At 43.7% G+C, this 20824-nt stretch carries 21 protein-coding genes; 14 read left to right on the forward strand and 7 right to left on the reverse strand.

The features are described from left to right. The first annotated feature begins 7 nt into the window (after window positions 1–7). The 12 genes from HMPREF9141_RS01405 to HMPREF9141_RS01460 all read left to right on the forward strand — a co-directional run bounded on the left by HMPREF9141_RS01405 (window position 8) and on the right by HMPREF9141_RS01460 (window position 11886). The gene (locus tag HMPREF9141_RS01405; protein ID WP_007366608.1) at window positions 8–1546 is read left to right on the forward strand and encodes a PD-(D/E)XK nuclease domain-containing ATP-binding protein; all 1539 of its coding nucleotides are present in this window, start codon (window positions 8–10) and stop codon (window positions 1544–1546) included. Window positions 1547–1646: 100 nt separating this feature from the next. After that, a complete protein-coding gene (locus HMPREF9141_RS01410; RefSeq protein ID WP_007366609.1) occupies window positions 1647–1859 on the forward strand; it encodes a DUF3791 domain-containing protein in 213 nt (70 codons plus the stop codon). Further along, a complete protein-coding gene (locus tag HMPREF9141_RS01415; protein ID WP_007366610.1) occupies window positions 1856–2329 on the forward strand; it encodes a DUF3990 domain-containing protein in 474 nt (157 codons plus the stop codon). Before HMPREF9141_RS01410 ends, HMPREF9141_RS01415 begins: the two co-directional genes overlap by 4 nt. After that, window positions 2326–2562 carry a hypothetical protein gene (locus HMPREF9141_RS01420; protein ID WP_007366611.1) on the forward strand — a complete coding sequence of 79 codons (237 nt, stop codon included), beginning with the start codon at window positions 2326–2328 and terminating at the stop codon, window positions 2560–2562. Before HMPREF9141_RS01415 ends, HMPREF9141_RS01420 begins: the two co-directional genes overlap by 4 nt. 95 nt (window positions 2563–2657) lie before the next feature. Further along, a complete protein-coding gene (locus tag HMPREF9141_RS14025) occupies window positions 2658–3725 on the forward strand; it encodes a Wzz/FepE/Etk N-terminal domain-containing protein (protein WP_040554127.1) in 1068 nt (355 codons plus the stop codon). A gap of 14 nt (window positions 3726–3739) precedes the next feature. Beyond that, on the forward strand, window positions 3740–5293 hold the full coding sequence (locus HMPREF9141_RS01430) for an MATE family efflux transporter (RefSeq protein ID WP_007366615.1): 1554 nt from the start codon (window positions 3740–3742) through the stop codon (window positions 5291–5293). Then, window positions 5286–6581: an O-antigen polymerase gene (locus HMPREF9141_RS01435; protein WP_007366616.1), complete on the forward strand. Its 1296-nt coding sequence runs from the start codon at window positions 5286–5288 to the stop codon at window positions 6579–6581. Before HMPREF9141_RS01430 ends, HMPREF9141_RS01435 begins: the two co-directional genes overlap by 8 nt. Before the next feature lie 2 nt (window positions 6582–6583). Beyond that, the gene (locus HMPREF9141_RS01440) at window positions 6584–7216 is read left to right on the forward strand and encodes an acyltransferase (RefSeq protein WP_007366617.1); all 633 of its coding nucleotides are present in this window, start codon (window positions 6584–6586) and stop codon (window positions 7214–7216) included. 29 nt (window positions 7217–7245) lie between these two features. Continuing rightward, window positions 7246–8391 (forward strand): glycosyltransferase WbsX family protein, encoded by a 1146-nt coding sequence (locus tag HMPREF9141_RS01445; RefSeq protein ID WP_007366618.1) that lies wholly within the window; start codon window positions 7246–7248, stop codon window positions 8389–8391. A gap of 19 nt (window positions 8392–8410) precedes the next feature. After that, the gene (locus tag HMPREF9141_RS01450; protein WP_007366619.1) at window positions 8411–9337 is read left to right on the forward strand and encodes a hypothetical protein; all 927 of its coding nucleotides are present in this window, start codon (window positions 8411–8413) and stop codon (window positions 9335–9337) included. 23 nt (window positions 9338–9360) lie between these two features. Beyond that, window positions 9361–10062 (forward strand): LicD family protein, encoded by a 702-nt coding sequence (locus HMPREF9141_RS01455; RefSeq protein WP_007366620.1) that lies wholly within the window; start codon window positions 9361–9363, stop codon window positions 10060–10062. A 12-nt stretch (window positions 10063–10074) separates the two neighbouring features. Beyond that, complete coding sequence (locus HMPREF9141_RS01460; RefSeq protein ID WP_007366621.1) at window positions 10075–11886, forward strand: aminotransferase class I/II-fold pyridoxal phosphate-dependent enzyme; 1812 nt, start codon at window positions 10075–10077, stop codon at window positions 11884–11886. Between the two features lie 279 nt (window positions 11887–12165). On the opposite strand, the gene HMPREF9141_RS01465 is transcribed toward HMPREF9141_RS01460, so the two are convergent. From HMPREF9141_RS01465 to HMPREF9141_RS01475, 3 genes are read right to left on the reverse strand one after another with little or no spacing between them, the layout of a single operon-like run. Continuing rightward, window positions 12166–12924 carry a glycosyltransferase family 2 protein gene (locus HMPREF9141_RS01465; RefSeq protein WP_174256059.1) on the reverse strand — a complete coding sequence of 253 codons (759 nt, stop codon included), beginning with the start codon at window positions 12922–12924 and terminating at the stop codon, window positions 12166–12168. A gap of 37 nt (window positions 12925–12961) precedes the next feature. After that, window positions 12962–13435, reverse strand: a complete 474-nt coding sequence (locus tag HMPREF9141_RS01470; RefSeq protein ID WP_007366624.1) for a hypothetical protein — start codon at window positions 13433–13435, stop codon at window positions 12962–12964. Further along, on the reverse strand, window positions 13432–13887 hold the full coding sequence (locus HMPREF9141_RS01475; protein WP_040554329.1) for a DUF3990 domain-containing protein: 456 nt from the start codon (window positions 13885–13887) through the stop codon (window positions 13432–13434). The genes HMPREF9141_RS01470 and HMPREF9141_RS01475 overlap by 4 nt, the downstream gene beginning before the upstream one ends. Before the next feature lie 175 nt (window positions 13888–14062). Here HMPREF9141_RS01475 and HMPREF9141_RS01480 point away from each other — a divergent pair, with 175 nt between their 5' ends. Next, window positions 14063–15202 carry an MraY family glycosyltransferase gene (locus tag HMPREF9141_RS01480; protein ID WP_007366626.1) on the forward strand — a complete coding sequence of 380 codons (1140 nt, stop codon included), beginning with the start codon at window positions 14063–14065 and terminating at the stop codon, window positions 15200–15202. A 386-nt stretch (window positions 15203–15588) separates the two neighbouring features. Here the strand turns inward: HMPREF9141_RS01480 and HMPREF9141_RS01485 are convergent, their stop codons facing one another. Both HMPREF9141_RS01485 and HMPREF9141_RS01490 read right to left on the reverse strand, forming a co-directional pair. Further along, window positions 15589–16038: a lipocalin-like domain-containing protein gene (locus HMPREF9141_RS01485; protein WP_040554331.1), complete on the reverse strand. Its 450-nt coding sequence runs from the start codon at window positions 16036–16038 to the stop codon at window positions 15589–15591. A 33-nt stretch (window positions 16039–16071) separates the two neighbouring features. Then, window positions 16072–17667, reverse strand: a complete 1596-nt coding sequence (locus HMPREF9141_RS01490; RefSeq protein ID WP_007366628.1) for a capsule assembly Wzi family protein — start codon at window positions 17665–17667, stop codon at window positions 16072–16074. 206 nt (window positions 17668–17873) lie between these two features. Here HMPREF9141_RS01490 and porT point away from each other — a divergent pair, with 206 nt between their 5' ends. Next, window positions 17874–18620, forward strand: coding sequence for a type IX secretion/gliding motility protein PorT/SprT (gene porT / locus HMPREF9141_RS01495; RefSeq protein WP_040554128.1), 747 nt, complete (start codon window positions 17874–17876; stop codon window positions 18618–18620). Between the two features lie 485 nt (window positions 18621–19105). On the opposite strand, the gene HMPREF9141_RS01500 is transcribed toward porT, so the two are convergent. Both HMPREF9141_RS01500 and HMPREF9141_RS01505 read right to left on the reverse strand, forming a co-directional pair. Next, entirely contained in the window at window positions 19106–19945 is an 840-nt protein-coding gene (locus tag HMPREF9141_RS01500; RefSeq protein ID WP_007366631.1) for a bifunctional metallophosphatase/5'-nucleotidase, read from the reverse strand. A gap of 20 nt (window positions 19946–19965) precedes the next feature. After that, window positions 19966–20730 carry a 5'-nucleotidase C-terminal domain-containing protein gene (locus tag HMPREF9141_RS01505; RefSeq protein ID WP_040554129.1) on the reverse strand — a complete coding sequence of 255 codons (765 nt, stop codon included), beginning with the start codon at window positions 20728–20730 and terminating at the stop codon, window positions 19966–19968. Window positions 20731–20824: the final 94 nt, after the last annotated feature.

A 20824-nucleotide genomic window follows, 5' to 3' on the forward strand; every position in this document is an offset into this window, starting at 1 on the left:
GCAGGAAATGAAATACCCGATAGGAATACAGTCGTTTGAAAGAATACGACAGGATGGATATGCCTATGTTGACAAGACACGGGAGATATACCGGCTGACAAGCAAAGGGAAGTATTACTTTCTCGGCCGTCCCCGCCAGTTCGGCAAGAGCCTGCTCCTCTCTACCCTCGAAGCCTACTACTCGGCGCGCAGGGATCTGTTCAGAGGACTGTATATAGACACAGCGGAGAAGGAATGGGAGGTGCATCCCATCCTCCACCTTGACCTGAACACCGCCAACTATAAAGAACCGGACAGCCTTGACGCCGTATTGCACAATTCGCTTACAGAGTGGGAGAAACTCTACGGGGCTGAACCTTCCGAGACGACAGCTCCTCTCCGCTTCAAGGGTATAGTAGAGAGAGCTGCAAAACTGACAGGGCAGAAAACGGTCATCCTCATTGATGAATACGACAAACCTTTGCTGCAGAACATGACGAATGCCGTGCGGCAGGAGAATTTCCGCAACAGTCTGAAGGCTTTTTACTCCGTTCTGAAAACACAGGACAGATACATTGAATTTGCCCTGCTGACAGGGGTGAAGAAATTCAGCAAAGTGAGTGTATTCAGCGACCTGAACAACCTCAACGACATCTCGATGGACCGTGCCTATGCCACGATCTGCGGTATCACGGAGGAAGAGATAGACACCTGCTTCAAGGATTCCGTGGAAGAACTTGCCAGGACAAACGGCCTTACCATTGAGGAGACGAGAGCCAGACTGAAAGATCTATACGACGGCTATCACTTCACGCCCACCTCGGCTGGCACCTACAATCCGTTCAGTGTGCTTTGCACGTTCAGCAAACAGGAGTTCAACAACTACTGGTTTGAGACGGGCACACCGACTTTCCTCGCAGAGATGCTGAAGAACTTCCAGTACCGGCTGCCCGACCTCACGAAGGAACAGGTCACGGCAGACGTACTGAACAGCATCGATTCCACTTCGCTGAATCCTGTCCCCATCATCTATCAAAGCGGCTACCTGACCATCACCGGCTACAATGAACGGTTCAAACGCTACCGGCTGGGATTTCCCAACAAAGAGGTTGAGGAGGGATTCCTCAACTTCCTGTTACCGAGCTATGCACCTGTCGAAGCCAAGAGCGAATTCGACATCATCGAGTTCGTCAACGATGTCGAGACAGGCAACCCGCAGCAGTTCATGGAACGGCTACATACGCTCTTTGCCGATACCGACTACAAAATTGTCGGCAACGCAGAGCTGTATTTCCAGAACGTCCTCTATCTCATCTTCAAGATCATGGGTTTCTACATCCAGGTGGAACGCCCGACTGCCAACGGGCGTATGGATGCCATTATCCAGACCGACGACTATGTCTACATCATCGAATGCAAACTGGACAAGACTGCTGACGAAGCCCTCCGGCAGATAGAGGACAACGCCTATGCCCGGCCTTTCGCCATGGACAGGAGGAAGCTCTTCAAGATAGGTGTCAACTTCTCCACGAAGACAAGAGGAATTGAAAGCTATAAGATTCAGTAGACGCATGAAAGTATCTCCGGCACACTTGGAAGACGGGCATCCTCTATCAAGGAGGATCATTGCCAATTCTTACGCCACAATACAATAAGAGGAGGAAAAAATGATGAATAAAATTAGATATATCAATATGTGCATTACCGAATTTGGGAAGAAGTTCGGTATGGAACCGCACATTGCATTCAATTATCTAAAAGAATACAAAGGAATTGATTTCCTGAATAGATACTATGAGGCCGAACATCAACTTTCCCTGAACGATGCCATCAATGACCTCATAAGTATCTGCAAAAGAAACGGAGGTACTGTCGAATGAAACTCTATCATGGGACAAATATTGGCTTTACAGATATTAATCTATCTGTCTGCAGGCCCAACAAGGACTTTGGGCAAGGATTCTATTTGACAGAGATAAAACGACAAGCACTGTTGATGGCAATCCGCAGATGTGCCTTCACCCAAAAAGGGACACCGATTGTCCAAACGTATGATTTCAATGAAGCATTTTTGTCTTCCCAGTCATTAAACGTGAAGATCTTTGATGGCGTAAGTAAAGAATGGGCACAGTTTATATATGACAACAGGCTGGGTAAAAAGAGAAACGAAAAGGAATATGACATCGTTGTCGGACCTGTCGCTGACGACGGCGTTGTGTATCAGCTCAACTTATTCCGCCAACAGCTAATCACGATAGAGCAATTGGTACGGGAACTGACTTATAAGAAATTAAACAATCAATACTGTTTCTTGACAGGAGAAGCAATAGCTACACTTCAAAGAGTATGAAGATAACCAAAAGACAACTTGATTTCATTATCAACAGCGATGTGGAAGAACTCGTCTCCATGCTACAGAAGAAATGTCAGATGCCTTTGGCAGCAGCATTCGACCATGTCTATAATTCAAAAACTTACCAGAGTCTCCTAAATGTAAGAACAGGATTATACCTTCAAAGTCCTGAATATATTTATCCCTATTTGAAAGAAGAGTTGAAACAGTTAGATGCTATCGGGCTATAAAATAAAAAGTGAATAATTTGCTACAGAATGAAAAGAATTAAATAAAAAATCTCAAGCCAATAAATAGAAAGATATTTTTTAAACAGAAACATTCTATGGACAATCAAGATGAATATAAAGGTATAGACTACACTGCTGTCTTCCATGCAATATGGAAGAAGAAAATGGTGTATCTCACCGTTTTATCCTTTACTATTTTATTTGCCAGCCTATATATTTTTAGCTTACCAAGGACATATTCCTCAAGCACGGAAATTGCCCCTGAGGTGGACAGCAAGACTCCAGGTGGAGGGACATTAGGATCGCTTGCCTCTACATTCGGCATAGATATGTCCACGCTGGAATCTTCAGATGCTATCACCCCAATGCTTTATCCAGATCTTATAGATGACAATGGATTTATATCCATGCTGCTTCCCATACACGTGCAGACCGGTGACAGTACTTTTAAGGGAACTTATTATGACTATAAACGCACGGCAACAAAGGTGCCATGGTGGAACAAACTGGCAAATGGCCTGCTTACGAGAATATCAAGTAAAAAACCTGAAGAGGGGAAATATGAAGTGGGAACTCCTTTCAATGCCTACCATTTGACGAAACTGGACAATAGCATCATCGAAAGTATAAGGAAACAGATCGCCATCAAGGTTGACAAGAAGACTGGTGCCATAACTATCAATACGGAAGATCAGGATCCTCTTATTGCAAAGACAATTGCTGATTCAACGAGAGAACTATTGAAAGATTTCATTACCAAATACCGTACTGATAAGGCACGGCGCGACGTTGAGTATTACAAAAAGTTGACGGATGAGGCAAAGTCGTCCTATGAGCATCAAAGACTGAAATACGGCGAGTTCTCCGACTCTAATACAGATGTTTCTTTACCTAGTGTCCAGTCGAAAGGTGAAGACATGGAAAATGAAATGCAGCTGAGGTATAACAATTACAGTCAGCTGAAAGGTCAATTACAACTATCCCTTGCAAAGCTACGTGAACGTACACCCGTATTTACTCAGATTAAAGGGGCGGCCGTCCCTATAAAGCCAACAGGTCCTAAAAGAATGTTATTCTTACTGGGTACAGTCTTGTTCTCCTTCATTTTGACAACAATTTATGTGCTCCGTACCATTACACATACACAGAACAGGAAACAATAAACCTCTGACAATCTATGGCCATTATTGATAGGAAAAGTAACAATGAAAAAAGAAATAAAAGGATAGCCAAAAATACTACCCTTATGTTTCTACGTATGCTGTTACTTACCATCATAAATCTGTATACCGTTAGATTTGTTCTAAAAGGGTTAGGAGTCATCGACTATGGAATATTCAACGCTGTTGCAGGCGTTGTTACCTCCGCAAGTTTCATCAGTGCCGTCCTTGCTTTATCCATTCAGCGTTTCTTTTCTATTGCATTAGGACAAGAAGACGAAGAACGATTAAAGACTATTTTCTCTGCCAGTTTGAATATAATAATTATCCTAAGCATAACAATAATCATTCTGTTTGAAACCGTTGGACTTTGGTTTGTCAGCACACAGATGACCATACCCGCAGAGAGGATGACTACCGCCATCAGCTTATATCAATGTTCCATCTTCGTTTTTTTCTTTTCCTTATTACAGATACCTTTCACAGCTATTATCTTTTCTCATGAGGATATGGGGGTGTACGCTATCATATCGACGGTTGACAGCTTATTGCGTTTAGCACTGGCTGTTATTATAACAAAAATATCTATTGACCATCTTGTATTTTACAGTATTGGCCTGCTTGTAGAATCAGGTGTTGTTTCACTTCTCTATATATGGAAAGGAGGGAAATACGAAGAGTGTCATTATACGAAGACAAAAGATAAAATTCTTTACCAGCATCTCCTTCAGTTTTCAGGATGGACTATGTTTGGCTCATTAGCCAATATGGGAATGAACCAAGGAAACACAATTCTTATAAACCTCTTCTTTGGTCCTGTCTCTAACATGGCATTTGCAATTGCGATGCAAATAAGCAATGCCTTTAATGCCCTAAGCAACAGCATGGTTCTATCTTTCCGACCGGCTATGATACGTTCTTATGCAGAAAGCAAGCATTATTATGTTAATGAACTATTTTATATAAGCAATAAGTTCATATTTTACTTGCTTATCTGCATTGCAATACCCATCATTGCCGAAATGGATTGCATTCTGAAAATATGGTTGGGCACAGCTAATGAGGAGACCATTTTGTTTTCCAGGTTGATTATTATATATATTGTAATTTCTGCCATTAGTAACCCTATAACCATAATAATGCAGGCTTCAGGACATGTCAAGGAATATCATTTTCCCGTAGAAAGCATTACATTATGTACTCTACCACTCACTTGGATTCTATTTAAACTCCATTTCCCAAGTTATACTGTATTCATCGCTATGGTATCAACTTGCGTTATCGCCCACATTGTTCGGCTCATTTGTTTGAGACATTACTATCTGCCTTTCGATTATATTTACTATATCAGAGACTTTCTCTTGCCAGCAATAGGAATCACAACCCTTGCAATTGGATGCACTTTCTTTTTAAAAAAGAATATCATAAATTTAAGCATATGCTTTATACTCATTTTCTTAATTATACCATCCCTCATTCTTCTGACGGCATATAACATTGGGATAAGCAAAAATGAAAAGATTTTATTAAAAAGATTTATAACTTCGTTCCTCTCTAAAAAACATGTCTGAAATTGTTCTGAATAATATTCTCTCATTGGGGTTCCTGTTTTTGTGGATTATAACACTTATCGGATACCAAATGATTAAAAACCGATGGGATGGAGGAAGTCTTGTCATTGTATTATACATCATTTATGCCGTTTTTGCAATAATGACGCTCAATGACCCGCTCTTCTCTATTGCTTTCAATCAATTAAAGCTGTTTCCATACATTTATCTTTATTCTATGATGATAATTGCATTATCACCCATCATAGTACATCATTGCTCTGATACTTCAGAAATAGAAAATCCCCATACAAAAATCCTATACATTCTGACTTTCATCATCATTATCAGCTCTATTATGCTCATTCCCGGCCTAATCTCAGGTACAGGTAGCGGTTTAATCAGTATTTTTACAGACTCATCCGCAGGAAAAGAGGCCTACTTAGAACAGGTAGAGGGAGTAGAAGATTCTGGAAGTACCATCAGGAACCTACCAGCAATTATCTTTAATTCACTCACAGACGTCACCGTGTTTTTATTCTTTTACTTTCTTACTTTAGAGAAAAAAAACATATGGATTTTATCAGGACTGATCTTCTCTTTCATCATAAACTTCCTTATATGTATTTCACAGGGGCAGAGAGGAGGGTTAGTGACAAGTTTGCTTACACTTGCTGGAGGATATATGCTTCTCAAACAATACATGTCAAAAAGAATCAAGAAGATATCAAGACATATTGGATTGTTCTTGTCTTTATTAATATCCTTTCCTATAATTGTCATTACAGTCAGTAGATTTGATGGTGAAACTGGTGGCATAGGTGGATTTGTCAATTGGTATATCGGCCAAGGAAGTCTCTATTTTAACAATTATGGACTTACCCCAGGTGGCTGTAGGAATGGTGACAGGACAATAAACCTCTTTAAACGAGTTATAGATCCAAGCACATCCCAAAACTTCATGGAGCGAAGAGACAAATATCACAACATGGAAATAAATGATAATCTATTTTCCACCTTTGTAGGTGACTTTACTTTAGACTTCGGACCAGCTGGCGCATTCTTCATCTTTGTTATATTCTATTCATCTCTCATAAGACTGACAAGAGAAAGAAAACAGCAGATAAAACTTTATAAGTTATTACTGCTTTACTTTGCGTTATGCGTAAGCTTGCAAGGGGGAATGACCTTGTTCTCTTACTCAGATGTCAGTGGCAATCTTCGTATGCTCAACTGCCTGCTATTGTATGCTTACCTTAGGTATCACGAGCAATTCTCACGTGCTTTCCCCTCACAGAAAAACAACTAAAGATGAAAATAGTACTTACTTACATTCTCCATTGTTTAGGAAATTTTCTTAGCCTAATAAGAGCCGAACAACTTGCACTTATATGTTCTTTTTTTAGAAATCATATCTATACAGGGCTGCTGCATGGAAAGTTCAGAGAAATAGGTCCTAACAGTATTTTCCTTTGGAGAGCTTACCACCTGCATGGATTAGAAAATATTTCTATTGGGGAAAATTGTACATTTGAAACAGGGCTACAACTAACAACATGGGCAGATGTTTCTGACGATCCTATTATCACAATTGGCAACAACTGTCTTTTCCGTAGGGATGCACACATCACGGCCGTTCATAAAATTACTATTGGAAACAATCTCCTCACTGGAACAAATGTTTTTATTACAGATAACTCACATGGCTTCACTGATAAAAGCTCATTAGAAGAAGCACCATTAAAACGTCCAATTATCTCAAAAGGAGATGTAAAGATTGGTGATAATGTATGGATTGGCAACAATGTATGTATCCTTCCGGGAATAACTATCGGAAACGGTTGTGTCATTGGTGCCAATAGTGTTGTTACACACAGCCTTCCACCATATTCTGTGGCGGGAGGTGCTCCTGCGAAAATTATCAAACAAAACAACATATTATAACACCTATTACGTTACGGTAAATAGAAAAAATGAAAGCAAGAGTTATAGCATATTATTTACCACAATTCCATCCTATTCCTGAAAATGATAAGGCATGGGGGAAGGGTTTTACCGAATGGACGAATGTCGCAAGTGCTAAACCTCAGTTCAAGGGTCATTACCAACCAAGAATACCTGCTGATTTGGGATTTTACGATTTGCGCCTCTCTGAGGTAAGAGAACAGCAAGCACGAATGGCGAAAGAAGCTGGGATAGAGGGATTTTGCTATTGGCATTACTGGTTTGGAAATAACAAGAGACTATTGGAGCGACCTTTCCAGGAAGTTTTAAACTCTGGCAAACCAGACTTTCCTTTCTGCTTAGCATGGGCAAACCATGACTGGACCACAAAGACATGGAAAAATAATGGTAAACCTGCAATGATAGCAAAACAACTATATCCAGGTGAAGAAGATTATAGACAACACTTCCACACTGTATTGCCTGCTTTTAAAGACCATCGATACATCACAGTTGATGGAAAACCTTTATTCGCAATATTCGACCCTTATTCATTTAAAGATATAAGAAACTTTATTGAAGTGTGGAGAAACTTAGCAAAAGAAAATGGGTTAAAAGGAATTCATTTTATAGCTATATGCAACAACACCTCAACAATGAAAAGGCTTGCAGATGGAAGTATAAAAAGGGTTCTGCCAAATACCAATAGCAGTGCCGAAGTGTATAAAGAAATGCTTTCATTAGGTTTTGATGGATTAAATTCTTTTGGGAAATCACGAGGTGAGATGCTTGCCTTAGGTAGAATTAGACGAACAGTACGATTCCTTTTACAAAAAAACATATCTTGGTTTCCCCCACTTAAGTATGATTATGCAAAAGTAACAAAACATTTCTTCTCTCCCGAAGACAGATGGGATAACGTATACCCCACTATTATGCCACAATGGGACAGAACTCCGAGGGCAGGAAAGCATGAAGGAATCTACATCAATTCAACCCCTGAAAACTTTAAGAAGCATATAGAAGAGGCATTAGAAGTAATAAATGACAAACCAAATGAACATAAGATACTATTTCTCCGTTCATGGAACGAATGGGGAGAAGGCAATTATGTGGAGCCTGATCTAAAATATGGTCACAAGTTCCTCGAAGCAATCAAGACATCTGTATTTTAATCAATAATAGAAACAACACATGTATAACATTCCTATTCTATTTATAATATTTCGACGCAAAGACATTGCATTACAAAGTTTTGAGCGTATTAAACAAGTAAAGCCAAGCAAGCTATACATTGCTTGTGATGGCGCACGTGAAAATGTTAAAGGAGAAGCCGAATTAGTGAAAGCAACTCAAGATTCTATCCTCCAACAAATAGATTGGGAATGTAATGTTAGAACATTATTCCAAAAAGAGAATTTAGGTTGCGGTAAAGGAGTTTACACTGCTATAAATTGGTTTTTTGAAAATGAAGAAGAAGGAATTATTATAGAAGATGATTGTGTTTTACAATCTTCATTTTTCCCATTTGCAGAGGAGCTGCTAAATAAATATAGAAATGACGAACGGATAGGCATGATAGGAGCTCCCAATTATATTTCTGGAGTTAATATCCCGGATTCTTATGGCTTTAGCAGGTATAAAGCAACATGGGGATGGGCAACATGGAGGCGTGTCTGGAAAAATATGGATTTAAATATGGATTGGAAAAACACTCCATATTATGAATCTATCATAAATAATAATGGCTACAATGGTAAAGATAAAAACTATTGGCGATACCGCATAAAGGCAATTGAGAATAATTATGTCAGTGCCTGGGACTGGCAATGGTTCTTTACTTTATCGGCTTATAATCAATTAAGTATCTATCCACGCATAGGTCTCATAAGCAACATTGGATTCGGTAAAGATGCTACACATACTACCGCGGGAGCAAAACAGCTACAATCCAAAGCCGAAGGACAATTAGAATTTCCCCTACGACACCCTAAATATGTTGTACCTTACGAAGACTTTGAACAAGGCTTTTACAAGAGCAACAATACGTTTAGGAACACTATACTACAACTCATTCCATTCAGTCTAAAAACAATACTAAAGAAATGGATCAGAGGATAAAATACTAATAATAGAAAATAAATATGAAATTAAATATTCCAACATCAAAAGGTAATTATTCTTATCGCTTTGTGCCCATCTATCCAGGCATAAAGCCTATTAACAAAGAAAGGGCGAAAGAAAATCTTTCTTTGTTAAAACGCATATGCAATACACACAACTTAGAATTTATTCTTTTCTTTGGTACACTCTTAGGAGCAGTGAGAGAACATGATTTTATTTCTCATGATGAAGATATTGATATCGTACTTCCAATTACAGACTTAGAACGTTTTAAAGACATACTTTTCATATTGAGAGAAAATGGTTTTGAAGTCGTGCGTTTTGAGAGGAGAGGATTTATGTCAATAATGCGTAAAGGAGAATATATTGATATCTATTTTTTTACGCCCTATGCAAAAGACAGAAGATTAGCTACTTGTATATGTGAACTTTGCGAAGTAAAATATATAAACAATACGACTCAAATAGAATTCCAAGGAGAATCTTATACTGTACCGAAAGAAAGTGAAGCTTTATTAAACTTCCTTTATGGAAAGGATTGGCGCACCCCTATCCCCATGTTTAATTTTAAAATGAGCAAGACAGAAAGAACAAAAGCCTTTCTTATACAATATATCAAGGCATTACTGCCACATACGATGACAGAATTCATTCAAGACATTAAAAGTAGAAAAAGAATAAATTTCTTTAAACAAAAAGCATACACTATACTAAACAAATAATCATATTGAAATATGCAAGCAATCATATTAGCTGCTGGAATGGGTAGGCGACTTGGAGAATACACAAAGGACAATACGAAATGTATGCTGTCCGTCAATGGTGTCAAACTGATTGACAGAACTTTAACAATGCTCTCCCATCTGGAGATTAAACGTGTTATCATTGTAGTCGGCTACCAAGGGCAGAATCTTATTGCCCACATAGGACAGCGCTATAATGACAAATTAAAAATAGAATTCATCGACAATCCAGTCTACGAAAAGACGAACAATATTTATTCTCTTGCACTTACTCAAGACAGAATATCTGAAGATGATACGATTCTATTGGAATCAGATCTCATCTACGAGGAAAGTTTATTGCAAATGATCATAGATAATCCTTTCCCTAATCTTGCCCTTGTCGCAAAATGGGAATCTTGGATGGATGGAACTGTCGTCCGCATAGATGACGAAAACAATATTATAAACTTTATTCCGAAAAAAGCCTTCAACTACAAGGAGGCAGACCAGTATTACAAAACTGTAAACATTTATAAGTTCAGCAAAGATTTTTCCAAACATAGGTTTCTTCCTTTCCTCAAAGCCTACTGCGAAGCTATAGGAAACAACGAATACTATGAACAAGTACTACGTATCATCACTTTCCTTGACGGTTCAGACTTCAAGGCATTACCAATCGGAGACAGAAAGTGGTATGAAATTGATGACATACAGGATCTTGATATTGCAGAAACAATCTTTGCCCCAAAAGAAAAAAGCCTATCCCGATATGAGATGCGTTACGGAGGTTATTGGAGATTCCCTAAATTATTAGATTTCTGCTATTTAGTTAATCCTTTCTTCCCTCCACAACGAATGAAGGACGAGTTACGTGCCAATTTTGACACTCTACTGACAGAGTATCCATCGGGAATGTATGTTAACTCTCTGTTGGCAGGTAAATATTTGGGAATTCGTCAGAGTTATATAGTTGTAGGGAATGGTGCAGCAGAATTAATCAAAAGTTTGATGGGGATGATAAATGGGAAAATTGGAGTTGTCTACCCGACTTTCATGGAATACCCTAATAGAAAAAACAAAGATGATATAATTGCATATCTTCCTCAGAACATGGACATGTCATACAATATAAATGACTTGATGGCTTTCTTTGCCCATAAGGAAATAAGCAGTCTGCTTATAATCAACCCAGATAATCCTTCTGGCAACTTTATACCAATCAGCGATATAATCAATCTTATTCAATGGGGAAAAGAAAAAGGCATACGGATTATAATAGATGAATCTTTCGTAGATTTTACTGATGATTATTCTCAAAACAGCCTTTGCCATGATGATATATTAAAATCTAACCCTAACCTTATAGTCATAAAGAGCATTTCAAAGAGTTATGGCGTACCTGGACTACGTCTTGGAATCATGGCTTCTTCGGATTCCGACCTAATAGATGCTGTCAAAAAAGATGTAGCAATATGGAATATTAATTCTTTTGCAGAATTTTACATGCAAATCTTTGGTAAATATACCAAAGATTACCAACATGCTTGTGAGAAGTTCATCATAGAGCGTCGACGTTTTAAAAGATTATTGGATCAGATACCTTTCATACATGTTATTCCATCACAGGCCAATTATTTCTTAACTGAAATTACAAGTCGGTTCACATCAAAGCAGCTAACCCAGAAACTACTTAATGAGTATAATATTCTCATTAAAGACTGTGACAACAAAGATGGATTAAAAGGGAAGAACTATATACGCATTGCCATCCGAACCAAAGAAGATAACAACAGGTTAGTTGCCGCACTCAAAAGTATTTAGGCATTCTATTCGACCTACAAAATACAATAACATACTAAGGTTTCCTCATAAAAAACCTTTATCAGAGAGCATTCAAGTTGCTGTCACTTTTAATATTTTACATAATATCCTTATTATAAGAAGTTTACAAAGTATATTTATGTGACAGGAGTGACAGCAACTTTGAAAACAGATAATATCTTTTCAATAAACAGACATACATGGAGTCGAACAGCCAATTACCAAAAATCTGTCTATATCAAAAGGTATAATTTGTTCAAAGTAGCAAGCAACGACTTCTTAGAATCTGAACTCAAAGATCTTATAAAAGTACTTGAGAGAGATTAGGAACTGATTGCTGTAGATGCCGTTCTCCCGGCACGCCCGGGTGTCTTCCTGCAAAAGGAGGCGGTGGCTACGGACACCGTTCGTACTTGCTCCGCCGTTGCGCATGGTGACAAAGTCCATCTTGAGATACTGTGCCTTTATCTTGTGCACACAGAACATCCGGACGATCATCTCGAAGTCGGCGCCGATCTTGTAATCAAGTTTATAGGGGCCTACCCTGTCATAGACTCCCCGGCGTACATACAGAGACGGATGGGCCGGCATAAAGCCGAAACGAACCCAGAAAGGAGAAAATATCCTGGAAGAGTAATAGCGAGTAATCTTATCGGGTTCGCCGTCATGAATGAAATGAATATCGCCATACACCGCCTCAAGAGCTGTGTCGGAAAAAGGTTCTGCCAGCTTCGACACGACATCACCGGCGGTGAAATAGTCATCTGAATTGAGGATGCCGACAACATCGCCCGTCGCCATCGCAATGCCTTTGTTCATGGCATCATAGATGCCACGGTCTTTCTCCGTGACCCATCTCACGGTATGTCGGGTTGCAGCAGCGGCATATTCACGGATCATCCCGACCGTCGAATCCGTCGACCCGCCATCGACTATAATATGCTCTATGTCGCAATAATCCTGCCGCAAGACGGAATTCAAAGTGTCCCGCAGTGTTTTCGCACTGTTATAAGTCGCCGTTATAATTGATATCTTCATTGAAAATGTATCAGACTTCTGCACCGTTGAATTGATCCTAATTGAAACTCCCGGCATAATAGCTGCGGGCAATGAAAGGGGACGGTTCGTAATAAGCACTGCAATTGTAATCGTCGATGATTTCGCAGATGGGATTGTTGTATACACGGAGGATTGCATGGGCATAATCTTCCCCGCTGTCCATCGTCATCAGGATAAGACGCATATAGACTTTCCCCATCTGCAGCTCTGTAGGAACTGACGAACAATAGTCGGGATTGACGGCAGTAACGTCATGGCTGCCGGACTGCAGCCCGTAACAGTCTATCCAGTCATCAGCCACAGCCAACGGATTCTCCGCATGAAGAACATTCGCCAAGGACAGCTTCTCGGCCAGTGCCCGATAACCCAGTTTGTTGACGACATACCTGTTCGGTTGTTTTATCATCCGGGCGATGCGTTCTATCATCGAACAGACAAAATACAGGTCGTTTTCAGAAATGAATTCCTCTTTGAAAAAAACGTTTCTCATAAGCTAAAGCTACGTTTGAAGGTGATGGACTCCAAAGCTCTGTCCGTACAGAAAACTATCTGTTGTGTTGGATATTTGAACTTCACCAGCACCCAGAAAGCCTCACGGGAGATGCGTCCTTGCACAAGTTCCTCCACATAGTCCCATATCTGATCGTCGGCCATGGGACCTTCGACAATATCATAGGGATGGTCTATCCCCCTGCGACAGGCAACGATAAAGTCCAGCCATTCCTCACTCATATCAGGGAACACCTTTCTTTCCAAGGATTCATCCTCAAAGTAATCATAGACAGATACGATGTGCTCCGGACGCTTGGTCATCGCCCAGCGTCGTGCCTGCTTTTCTATATCCGTGCAGTAGAAACCATAACCGAAATCTTTACTGTATCCTGTAATCTGTATCTTCGGCCGTTCCACCTTCACATTGCTGCCATGATAAATCTCTGCCATATCCATGTTCTTTAGCCACAAATTTACAAAAAGAAAACGAGATTCTAACCATGATGGGTAAGAAGATTTCACAAAGCAGGTGCTTCAGAAAGTACAGCCGCACTTTTCCGACATCCAAATACAATATTATTACAAAAATTGAGTTTTGTTAAAGAAAAGAATTGATTACCGATATATGTTGACATACATTCTGATCAGCCTGTTCGCCTTCTTGATGAGTGCTGCCTGCGGATTCATCATGATTCCACAGATACTTTCGTTCTGCAGGAAGCGGGAACTTTATGACACTCCGAACGCCCGGAAAGTACACAAGGATGCCGTCCCGCGGCTGGGAGGCGTATCGTTCCTGCCCAGCATGCTTATAGCCACCATCGTGGCACTGCTGGTCTGGTCGTACACCAGCAAGGGCAGCAAGATCGCGGTCAGCCCCTGGAGCATTTTCTTCGGTGTGGGCATCACGGTCATCTACGTGACGGGGCTTGCCGACGATGTCTTCGGCCTGCGGGCAAGAGTGAAACTCCTCATGCAGATTGTCGTTGCCGGCCTCCTGCCCCTGTCCTATCTCTATGTCAACAACCTCTACGGCTTTCTGGGCATCCATGAGATTCCGGTGTCTGTGGGGATGGTGCTGACGGTCGGCATCCTGGTCTTCACAATGAATGCCATCAATCTGATTGACGGTATCGACGGCCTGTCCACCAGCCTGGTACTCATCGCCTTGTCCGGTCTTTACTACATCTTCCTCCGTGAGCAGATAGGGGTCTACTGCATTCTCATCGCCGGACTGATGGGGGTACTGGTTCCGTTCCTCTATCACAACATCTGGGGCAAGGCGGAGAATAACCGCAAGATTTTCATGGGCGACTCGGGCAGCCTGACCCTCGGCTATATTCTCGGTGTCCTGCTTGTCAAATTCTGCATGTACAATCCGCACGTCATGGCTTATCAGAAAGATTCTATCCTGCTCTCCGCAACCCTGCTCATGGTCCCCACCTTCGATGTCTTCCGGGTCATCATCGTCCGGCTGCTGCACCACCGTCCGGTCTTTGGCGCGGACAAGAACCATATTCACCATAAGCTGATGCGGGCAGGACTGACACAGCATCAGGCACTGCTCTGCATCATCCTGCTGTCGTTCTGCTTCATCCTCATCAATGTCTTGCTGTTCAACCATCTGTCTGTCACATGGATCATCTCGACAGACATCCTCTTATATGCCATTTTCCATTATGCAATCGATTTCCATATCAGAAAAAACGGCTTGCTTCCCTTTGCAGAGCAATATAAAAGTAAAAAAGTAAAAGGGGAAAAGTAAGGGTAAAAACAAAAAGGTAAACATTATTCTATCATTTCTCAGTCCTGCCCTATAGTTACTCCTGCTCTTCTGTTTTTATCGGGACCCTTGGACACCGGTAAACTTTCCGGCTCATCTTTCTCCTGACCCTCAGGTCTCTCTGTGTGCTTTGATTCCCATTAAAGGCTCTGTGGGTTCCGTGACTCCGTGGGAGAACACATACCGAAAGATGACGCTTCCGTAAGGATTTATTCTCACACAGAGAGCACAGAGTTTGTCGGAAAAGTAAAAAGATGAAACGTTATTCTATCTGCCAGCCCCAAAAACAAAAAGAAGACATCAAAGAGAATCTTCAGAACCTGTCTGCAATCAACTTACGTGAGGAGATACTTCCGGGCAGCATCAGCTTAGAACTTGTCAAAACAGAGTCTTGCACTGCCATCATTCAACACCATTTCTCCTTTCCGGACCCGTTCTATCCTGAACGCAGGGACAAGTGTCCTGATGCCAAAGAATGCCAATGCAGGTTCATAGACCGAAAGCGGCCGGTCGCCGTTCTCACGGTCGTACAGATAAGGGGAAGACAGGGTAAGACGGTCGCCGTCAATACTGAAGCGATAAAGATAACTGCTGTGTGTACCTTTCTTTTCCTCCAGTTGCAGGAGTCTTGCCTGAAAAGACCAGAAGACCGTCTTACTGCTCATGTCTTCTGTCGTTCCGGCTGTCAGATCGTCGATACGCACAAGATGCCACATTCCTTCCATTCTGCCGGCATCGTTATCCGTCTCCAACGAACATGAGGAGAAGAGAAGTGCCAGCAGCGGAAAGACGAAAGACAACACCTTTGTTCTGTTCATTTTCTGATTCATATCCTATAATAATATAGTAGGCTAAAGCTTTTCCAGCAAGCCCCGTTTACAGACAGTCAGCTGTATGCCATAATTGTTTCCGCGGAGGATGGCACCGAAGTCGACGCCGACTCCCATCCGGACATCAACACCTTTCAACCACTCCGGCAGCCTCCCCCCATGCAGCGTATAGGTGGCTTCGCCCATCAGACTGACGTTATGATGCTTCTTCGTGTAAGGTTTTTCGTATGTTCCCAGTCCCTCCTGCCACGTACCGAGGAAACGCCATTTCACATAGTCGGAGGGATGGCCGCCCAGTCCTATATGGAAGGCAGCGAAACGGTTGTCCTGAAATTCAACCGTGCCGTCTTCATTGTACAGCGGCGACCGGTAGAGCGGATTGCCCATCGCCTGTCCCCAGTGCTGGTAGCCGGGAAAGATGTAATGGTTGTAAAAGTCGTCCCTTCCGCCGATATGGTCAGGAACGGTAAGGGTATGGTCGTGGTAGATCGGGCCGCTCTGATATTTCGTGTAAAGATATTCAAAGACAATACTGTTCAGCCAGTTATCGGGCTTAAAACGATACTCGAGACCCAGCATCCAGTCCTTGAAGTCATAGAGCAGATAGCGGTGTCGCTTCTTCACCTGCCATTCGTCGCCCTCCCCGTAACCGTCATAATCAAGCTGGAACATTGAAGAATGGTCCTCGAAGAACTTGTCGGCATAGAGAGAAAAGCCATGCCAGTCGCCGTCGTAATTCAGCCGCATCAACCAGCTGCCCAGCTGGTCGCCCTCTACATTCTGATAAGTCGTCTCGCCGTTATCAGCACCGCCGGGAAGAAATGCATTCCAGAAATCGCGGACACCTTTCCCGCCCTTCAACTGTTCCATGCCTCCGGCACCGTCCGGACGATAGGCCGTACCGCCGAAGAGAGAGACCATCTCCAGTCCCATCTCCAAAGACCAAGGGCAGAACACCTCGTCATTTCCGATTTTCAGATAACCGGCCTTGGAATGATAGAGCACCCGGTCGGCATACTTTGACTGACACCGGGTGAAGCCGTGCTGCCAGTTCTGGTCGGTCATCACGCCGTACGCAATGTGTCCCTTCAGATGCAGCCATCCGTTGGCAAAGGGCAAGGTCCAGTAATCGGGCAATGCCAGGCGCACCTGGGGAACCGGCCGTGCGTTGATGCCGAGTGTCTGCGCACCGGAACTCAGACGGTTATCTTTCAGTTCCATCGGCTCTTCCTTGGCACCGACGGTCAGCGTTCCATGCCACCACCGCCCTTCGACATACGCCTGCTGGACAACCGCCTTGCTGGTATAGTGGACCGGCAGGACGACATCCAGTCCGTAGCCCAGTCCGAACTTGCGTCCGTCGTCGGTGCTCAACGGGCGCACCACTCCGCCTCGCACATAGCCGTTCGCCGTTTCCAACGAGCTTAGTCCGTACCTGTTGGCATTCAGCCAAAGGGGCGTCCGCCCCTTCGAGAGACCGCCCTGCATCTCCACCCTGTACTCCAGACCTTTCATCGGCTGCCATCCCGACGTGTCTCGCCGCAAAGGTTCCTGATACTGGGCATGCACTGCCGCAGCCATGCACCAGGCAGCCAGAACTGAAACAAACTTTCTCATATCATCACGTAAATATCAGGCGCAAAGTTAGTAAAAAAAGTGCTTCTATGCAAACGAACAGCCAGGCAACGGCCCGCCCGGGCCGTCTTCCGCTTCCGGACAGAGAGGAAGAAGAAGGTACAGAGGCATCTTGATTTCGGACTCGTGCCGGTAAAAGGGAAAACCGGCAGACAATAAAACAGGACAGAATGCGTTTGAAAGATGTTATGAACAGAATATTCGTCACCTTAACCCTGCTGACAGCCGCACTCGTATGCCCGGCACAGGAGCGAAGAGTGCAGAACCGTCCCTATACGGATCTGCGTGAGTTCCATTTCGGAGTGCTCGTCGGGACACATCTGCAGGACCTTGAACTCAACAACGTAGGACCACAGATGATTGACCTTGACGACGGCAACGGACCTGTCGAGAAGACCGTCTCAGCCGATCAGGACCGGTGGGATGCCGGCTTCACGGTGGGTGTCCTGGGCGAGCTGCGCCTCAACTCGACGCTCCAGCTGCGTATGGCGCCGGCCATGTATTTCGGCACACGCCACATTACTTTCCGCAATCTCACAGACCGCACAATACAGGGGGAGCCTACCGAACAGGTGCAGGAACTGAAGACCGCCTACGTCTCCTGCGCCTTCGACCTCATTGCCGCTGCTCCCCGCTTCAACAACCACCGCCCATACGTGATGCTGGGCATCAATCCGATGCTGAATCTTTCGGGCAAGGACAATGATTACATCAAGCTGAAGCGGAGTGATGTCTTTCTGGAAATCGGTCTGGGCTGCGACTTCTATCTCCCCTACTTCAAGCTGCGTCCGGAACTGAAGTTCATGTACAGCCTTACGAACAGCCTCGACAAGAGCCACGCCAAGAACCTGCGCGACAAGCACATGCTTATGTACACCAATTCGGTCGATGAAACACGGGCAAAGATGATTGCACTGACCTTCTACTTTGAATAAACCTCCCCAACAACAACTACTGTCTGATGACAGACCGAGAAAGGTCTTTACAGAGACAACGTGAAATCCATGTGACCTTGGAGTTCAATCCCAAGGTCACATGGATTTTTTGTTTAAAGACATTGTTCTACACCCCTGACTGCAAGTTCACCATTCATCATCGCACGGGGGATCTCGCATTCATCAGACCCGTCGGCACTACGTGAAAGGCAGACCTATCATCAATGAAAATACCGGAAAAAACATTCTGAGATAATCAGATAGTTACAAAAAAAAATCAGCGTAATGTATCATTTATTAAACACATTTTCGCATTCATGCAAAGTAAAAGATACATTATGACACATCAGACTGCATCCACCCAATCGAACTGGACACAAAGGAACACACTTCCCGACCGCTCGGGAACCCCCTTCCCAAGCACCGGGAACAGGATTCCCAAACGGTCGGGAACACTGTTCCCAGGCGTTGGGAACAAGTATGCTTTACTTTTTCTTCTTCAGGTCAAGCACCAGTTTCCCCACAAAGATGGCATGCTTGCCGTTCTGGTCGTCGCCGACCCACTTGCCGTCAAGGTCCTTCACATATTCCAGCTTCGTGAGATAGGTATGAGAGTGCCCGCCAAGGACGAGATCCAGACCGCGGGTGCCGGCGATGACCTCCTCGTCGCTGACTCCTTCGATGTTCCAGCCGAGGTGGGAAATACAGATGATCAGGTCGCACTTCTTCGCTTTCAGCTCGTCGATAACCTTCTGGGCACACGATACAGGATCGTTGTAGACGATTTTCCCATAGTTCGCCTTGACGACCAGACCGTCCAGCTGAGGGGCCAGTCCGAAGACACCTATTTTCAATCCGTTGCGTTTCAGGATGATGTAAGGCTTCACCAGGCCTTCCAGTGCAGTTCCCCTGAAGTCGTAGTTGGCACAGACAATCGGGAAGTTGACCATCCGAAAGAGACGTACCATATTGTCGAGGCCGAAGTCGAACTCATGATTGCCGATCGTAGCGGCATCATAATGCATCCGGTTCATCAGCCCCACTTCGACATCCCCTTTGAACATTGTATAATAAGGTGATCCTTGCGAGAAATCGCCGCTGTCGAAGAGCAGCAGGTCAGGATGTTTCCGGCGTTCCTCCTTCAGCATGGCAATACGGCGGAGGAAGCCGGCACGTCCGGCCTTCATCGTATCGGCGAGGTTCGTATTGAGCGGGTAAATCTGACTGTGCGCATCATTGGTATGCAAAATGACCAGCTGCTTGTCCTGTCCGAAAGCGACAACAGCCAGAAGGCAGAACACTGCCAGTAATATCTTTCTTTTCATATTCCTTTTTCGTTAACGGGTTACTCCACACGGATGCGACCCTCGGTATGTGCATTGACAACCCTGCCCTGTGCGGTCTGTTCCTTGAAGTAATTCATGATGATGAAACGTGTGTTGTTGCTGATCTCCTGCGGTGATACGACATCCGTGGCCGACTTGAAAGCCTCCATCTTGTCATTACCCTGTGCCAGATAGTCGAGCGTAGCGATGCGGTAAGAGGCCTTGGGGTCTATCTCCTTTCCGTTCAGCCGTGCCGACTTGAGCCTGTGGTCGTGCGTGAAGACGAGCTGAACGCCATGGCTGACAGCTTCGCCACCGGTATGGGCCATCTGCGAGAACAGTTCGAGCACCTTCCCGCCTGTCAGCGTAACGAAACAGATTTTGTTCTCGAAAGGAGCAATGTCAAGCACGTCTCCATAGGTAACCTTCCCCTTCGAGAGCGCCGCACGGATACCGCCCATATTATACACCCCGAAGTCTACCTTCTCATTATAGTCCCGGGCAGCCCACACCATGATGTCTGCCAGCAGGTTGGAGAGATCGCTCTCAGGACGGTGTGCCACCATGTCGTGGTCGACTTCGCCCACAACGGGTCCCATCACCGAGTCTACCTTGTGCCTGAAAGGTTCCATGAACTTTGCCGCCTCAGCATCAGGGGCAGCGTCATACCGGCTGTCAACCAGTACACGTGTGCGCTGTATGCCTGCCAGCTCGTAATGAGAAGCGCAGCCGCCCGCCGTGAGCAACACCGACAATCCCGCCAGATAGAATATTTTTCTATACATATTTATATTATGACTTTTGATTGTTGCAAAAGTAAGAAAAAAAAATGATTGGACACCTGTCTGCTGCATGAAATTATCCACAGAGGGCGGTTTG

The organism is Prevotella multiformis DSM 16608, from assembly GCF_000191065.1.
In the GTDB taxonomy this organism is placed as follows: Bacteria; Bacteroidota; Bacteroidia; order Bacteroidales; family Bacteroidaceae; genus Prevotella; species Prevotella multiformis.

Coding starts and splice junctions, on each gene's coding strand:
- HMPREF9141_RS01410 (WP_007366609.1), top strand. CDS start 1,647: ATGATGAATAAAATTAGATATATCAATATGTGCATTACCGAATTTGGG.
- HMPREF9141_RS01465 (WP_174256059.1), bottom strand. CDS start 12,924: ATGAAGATATCAATTATAACGGCGACTTATAACAGTGCGAAAACACTG.
- HMPREF9141_RS01490 (WP_007366628.1), bottom strand. CDS start 17,667: ATGAGAAAGTTTGTTTCAGTTCTGGCTGCCTGGTGCATGGCTGCGGCA.
- HMPREF9141_RS01460 (WP_007366621.1), top strand. CDS start 10,075: ATGCAAGCAATCATATTAGCTGCTGGAATGGGTAGGCGACTTGGAGAA.
- HMPREF9141_RS01475 (WP_040554329.1), bottom strand. CDS start 13,887: ATGGCAGAGATTTATCATGGCAGCAATGTGAAGGTGGAACGGCCGAAG.
- HMPREF9141_RS01500 (WP_007366631.1), bottom strand. CDS start 19,945: ATGAAAAGAAAGATATTACTGGCAGTGTTCTGCCTTCTGGCTGTTGTC.
- porT (WP_040554128.1), top strand. CDS start 17,874: ATGAACAGAATATTCGTCACCTTAACCCTGCTGACAGCCGCACTCGTA.
- HMPREF9141_RS01420 (WP_007366611.1), top strand. CDS start 2,326: ATGAAGATAACCAAAAGACAACTTGATTTCATTATCAACAGCGATGTG.
- HMPREF9141_RS01405 (WP_007366608.1), top strand. CDS start 8: ATGAAATACCCGATAGGAATACAGTCGTTTGAAAGAATACGACAGGAT.
- HMPREF9141_RS01470 (WP_007366624.1), bottom strand. CDS start 13,435: ATGAGAAACGTTTTTTTCAAAGAGGAATTCATTTCTGAAAACGACCTG.
- HMPREF9141_RS01455 (WP_007366620.1), top strand. CDS start 9,361: ATGAAATTAAATATTCCAACATCAAAAGGTAATTATTCTTATCGCTTT.
- HMPREF9141_RS01450 (WP_007366619.1), top strand. CDS start 8,411: ATGTATAACATTCCTATTCTATTTATAATATTTCGACGCAAAGACATT.
- HMPREF9141_RS01440 (WP_007366617.1), top strand. CDS start 6,584: ATGAAAATAGTACTTACTTACATTCTCCATTGTTTAGGAAATTTTCTT.
- HMPREF9141_RS01480 (WP_007366626.1), top strand. CDS start 14,063: ATGTTGACATACATTCTGATCAGCCTGTTCGCCTTCTTGATGAGTGCT.
- HMPREF9141_RS14025 (WP_040554127.1), top strand. CDS start 2,658: ATGGACAATCAAGATGAATATAAAGGTATAGACTACACTGCTGTCTTC.
- HMPREF9141_RS01435 (WP_007366616.1), top strand. CDS start 5,286: ATGTCTGAAATTGTTCTGAATAATATTCTCTCATTGGGGTTCCTGTTT.
- HMPREF9141_RS01445 (WP_007366618.1), top strand. CDS start 7,246: ATGAAAGCAAGAGTTATAGCATATTATTTACCACAATTCCATCCTATT.
- HMPREF9141_RS01505 (WP_040554129.1), bottom strand. CDS start 20,730: ATGTATAGAAAAATATTCTATCTGGCGGGATTGTCGGTGTTGCTCACG.
- HMPREF9141_RS01415 (WP_007366610.1), top strand. CDS start 1,856: ATGAAACTCTATCATGGGACAAATATTGGCTTTACAGATATTAATCTA.
- HMPREF9141_RS01430 (WP_007366615.1), top strand. CDS start 3,740: ATGGCCATTATTGATAGGAAAAGTAACAATGAAAAAAGAAATAAAAGG.
- HMPREF9141_RS01485 (WP_040554331.1), bottom strand. CDS start 16,038: ATGAACAGAACAAAGGTGTTGTCTTTCGTCTTTCCGCTGCTGGCACTT.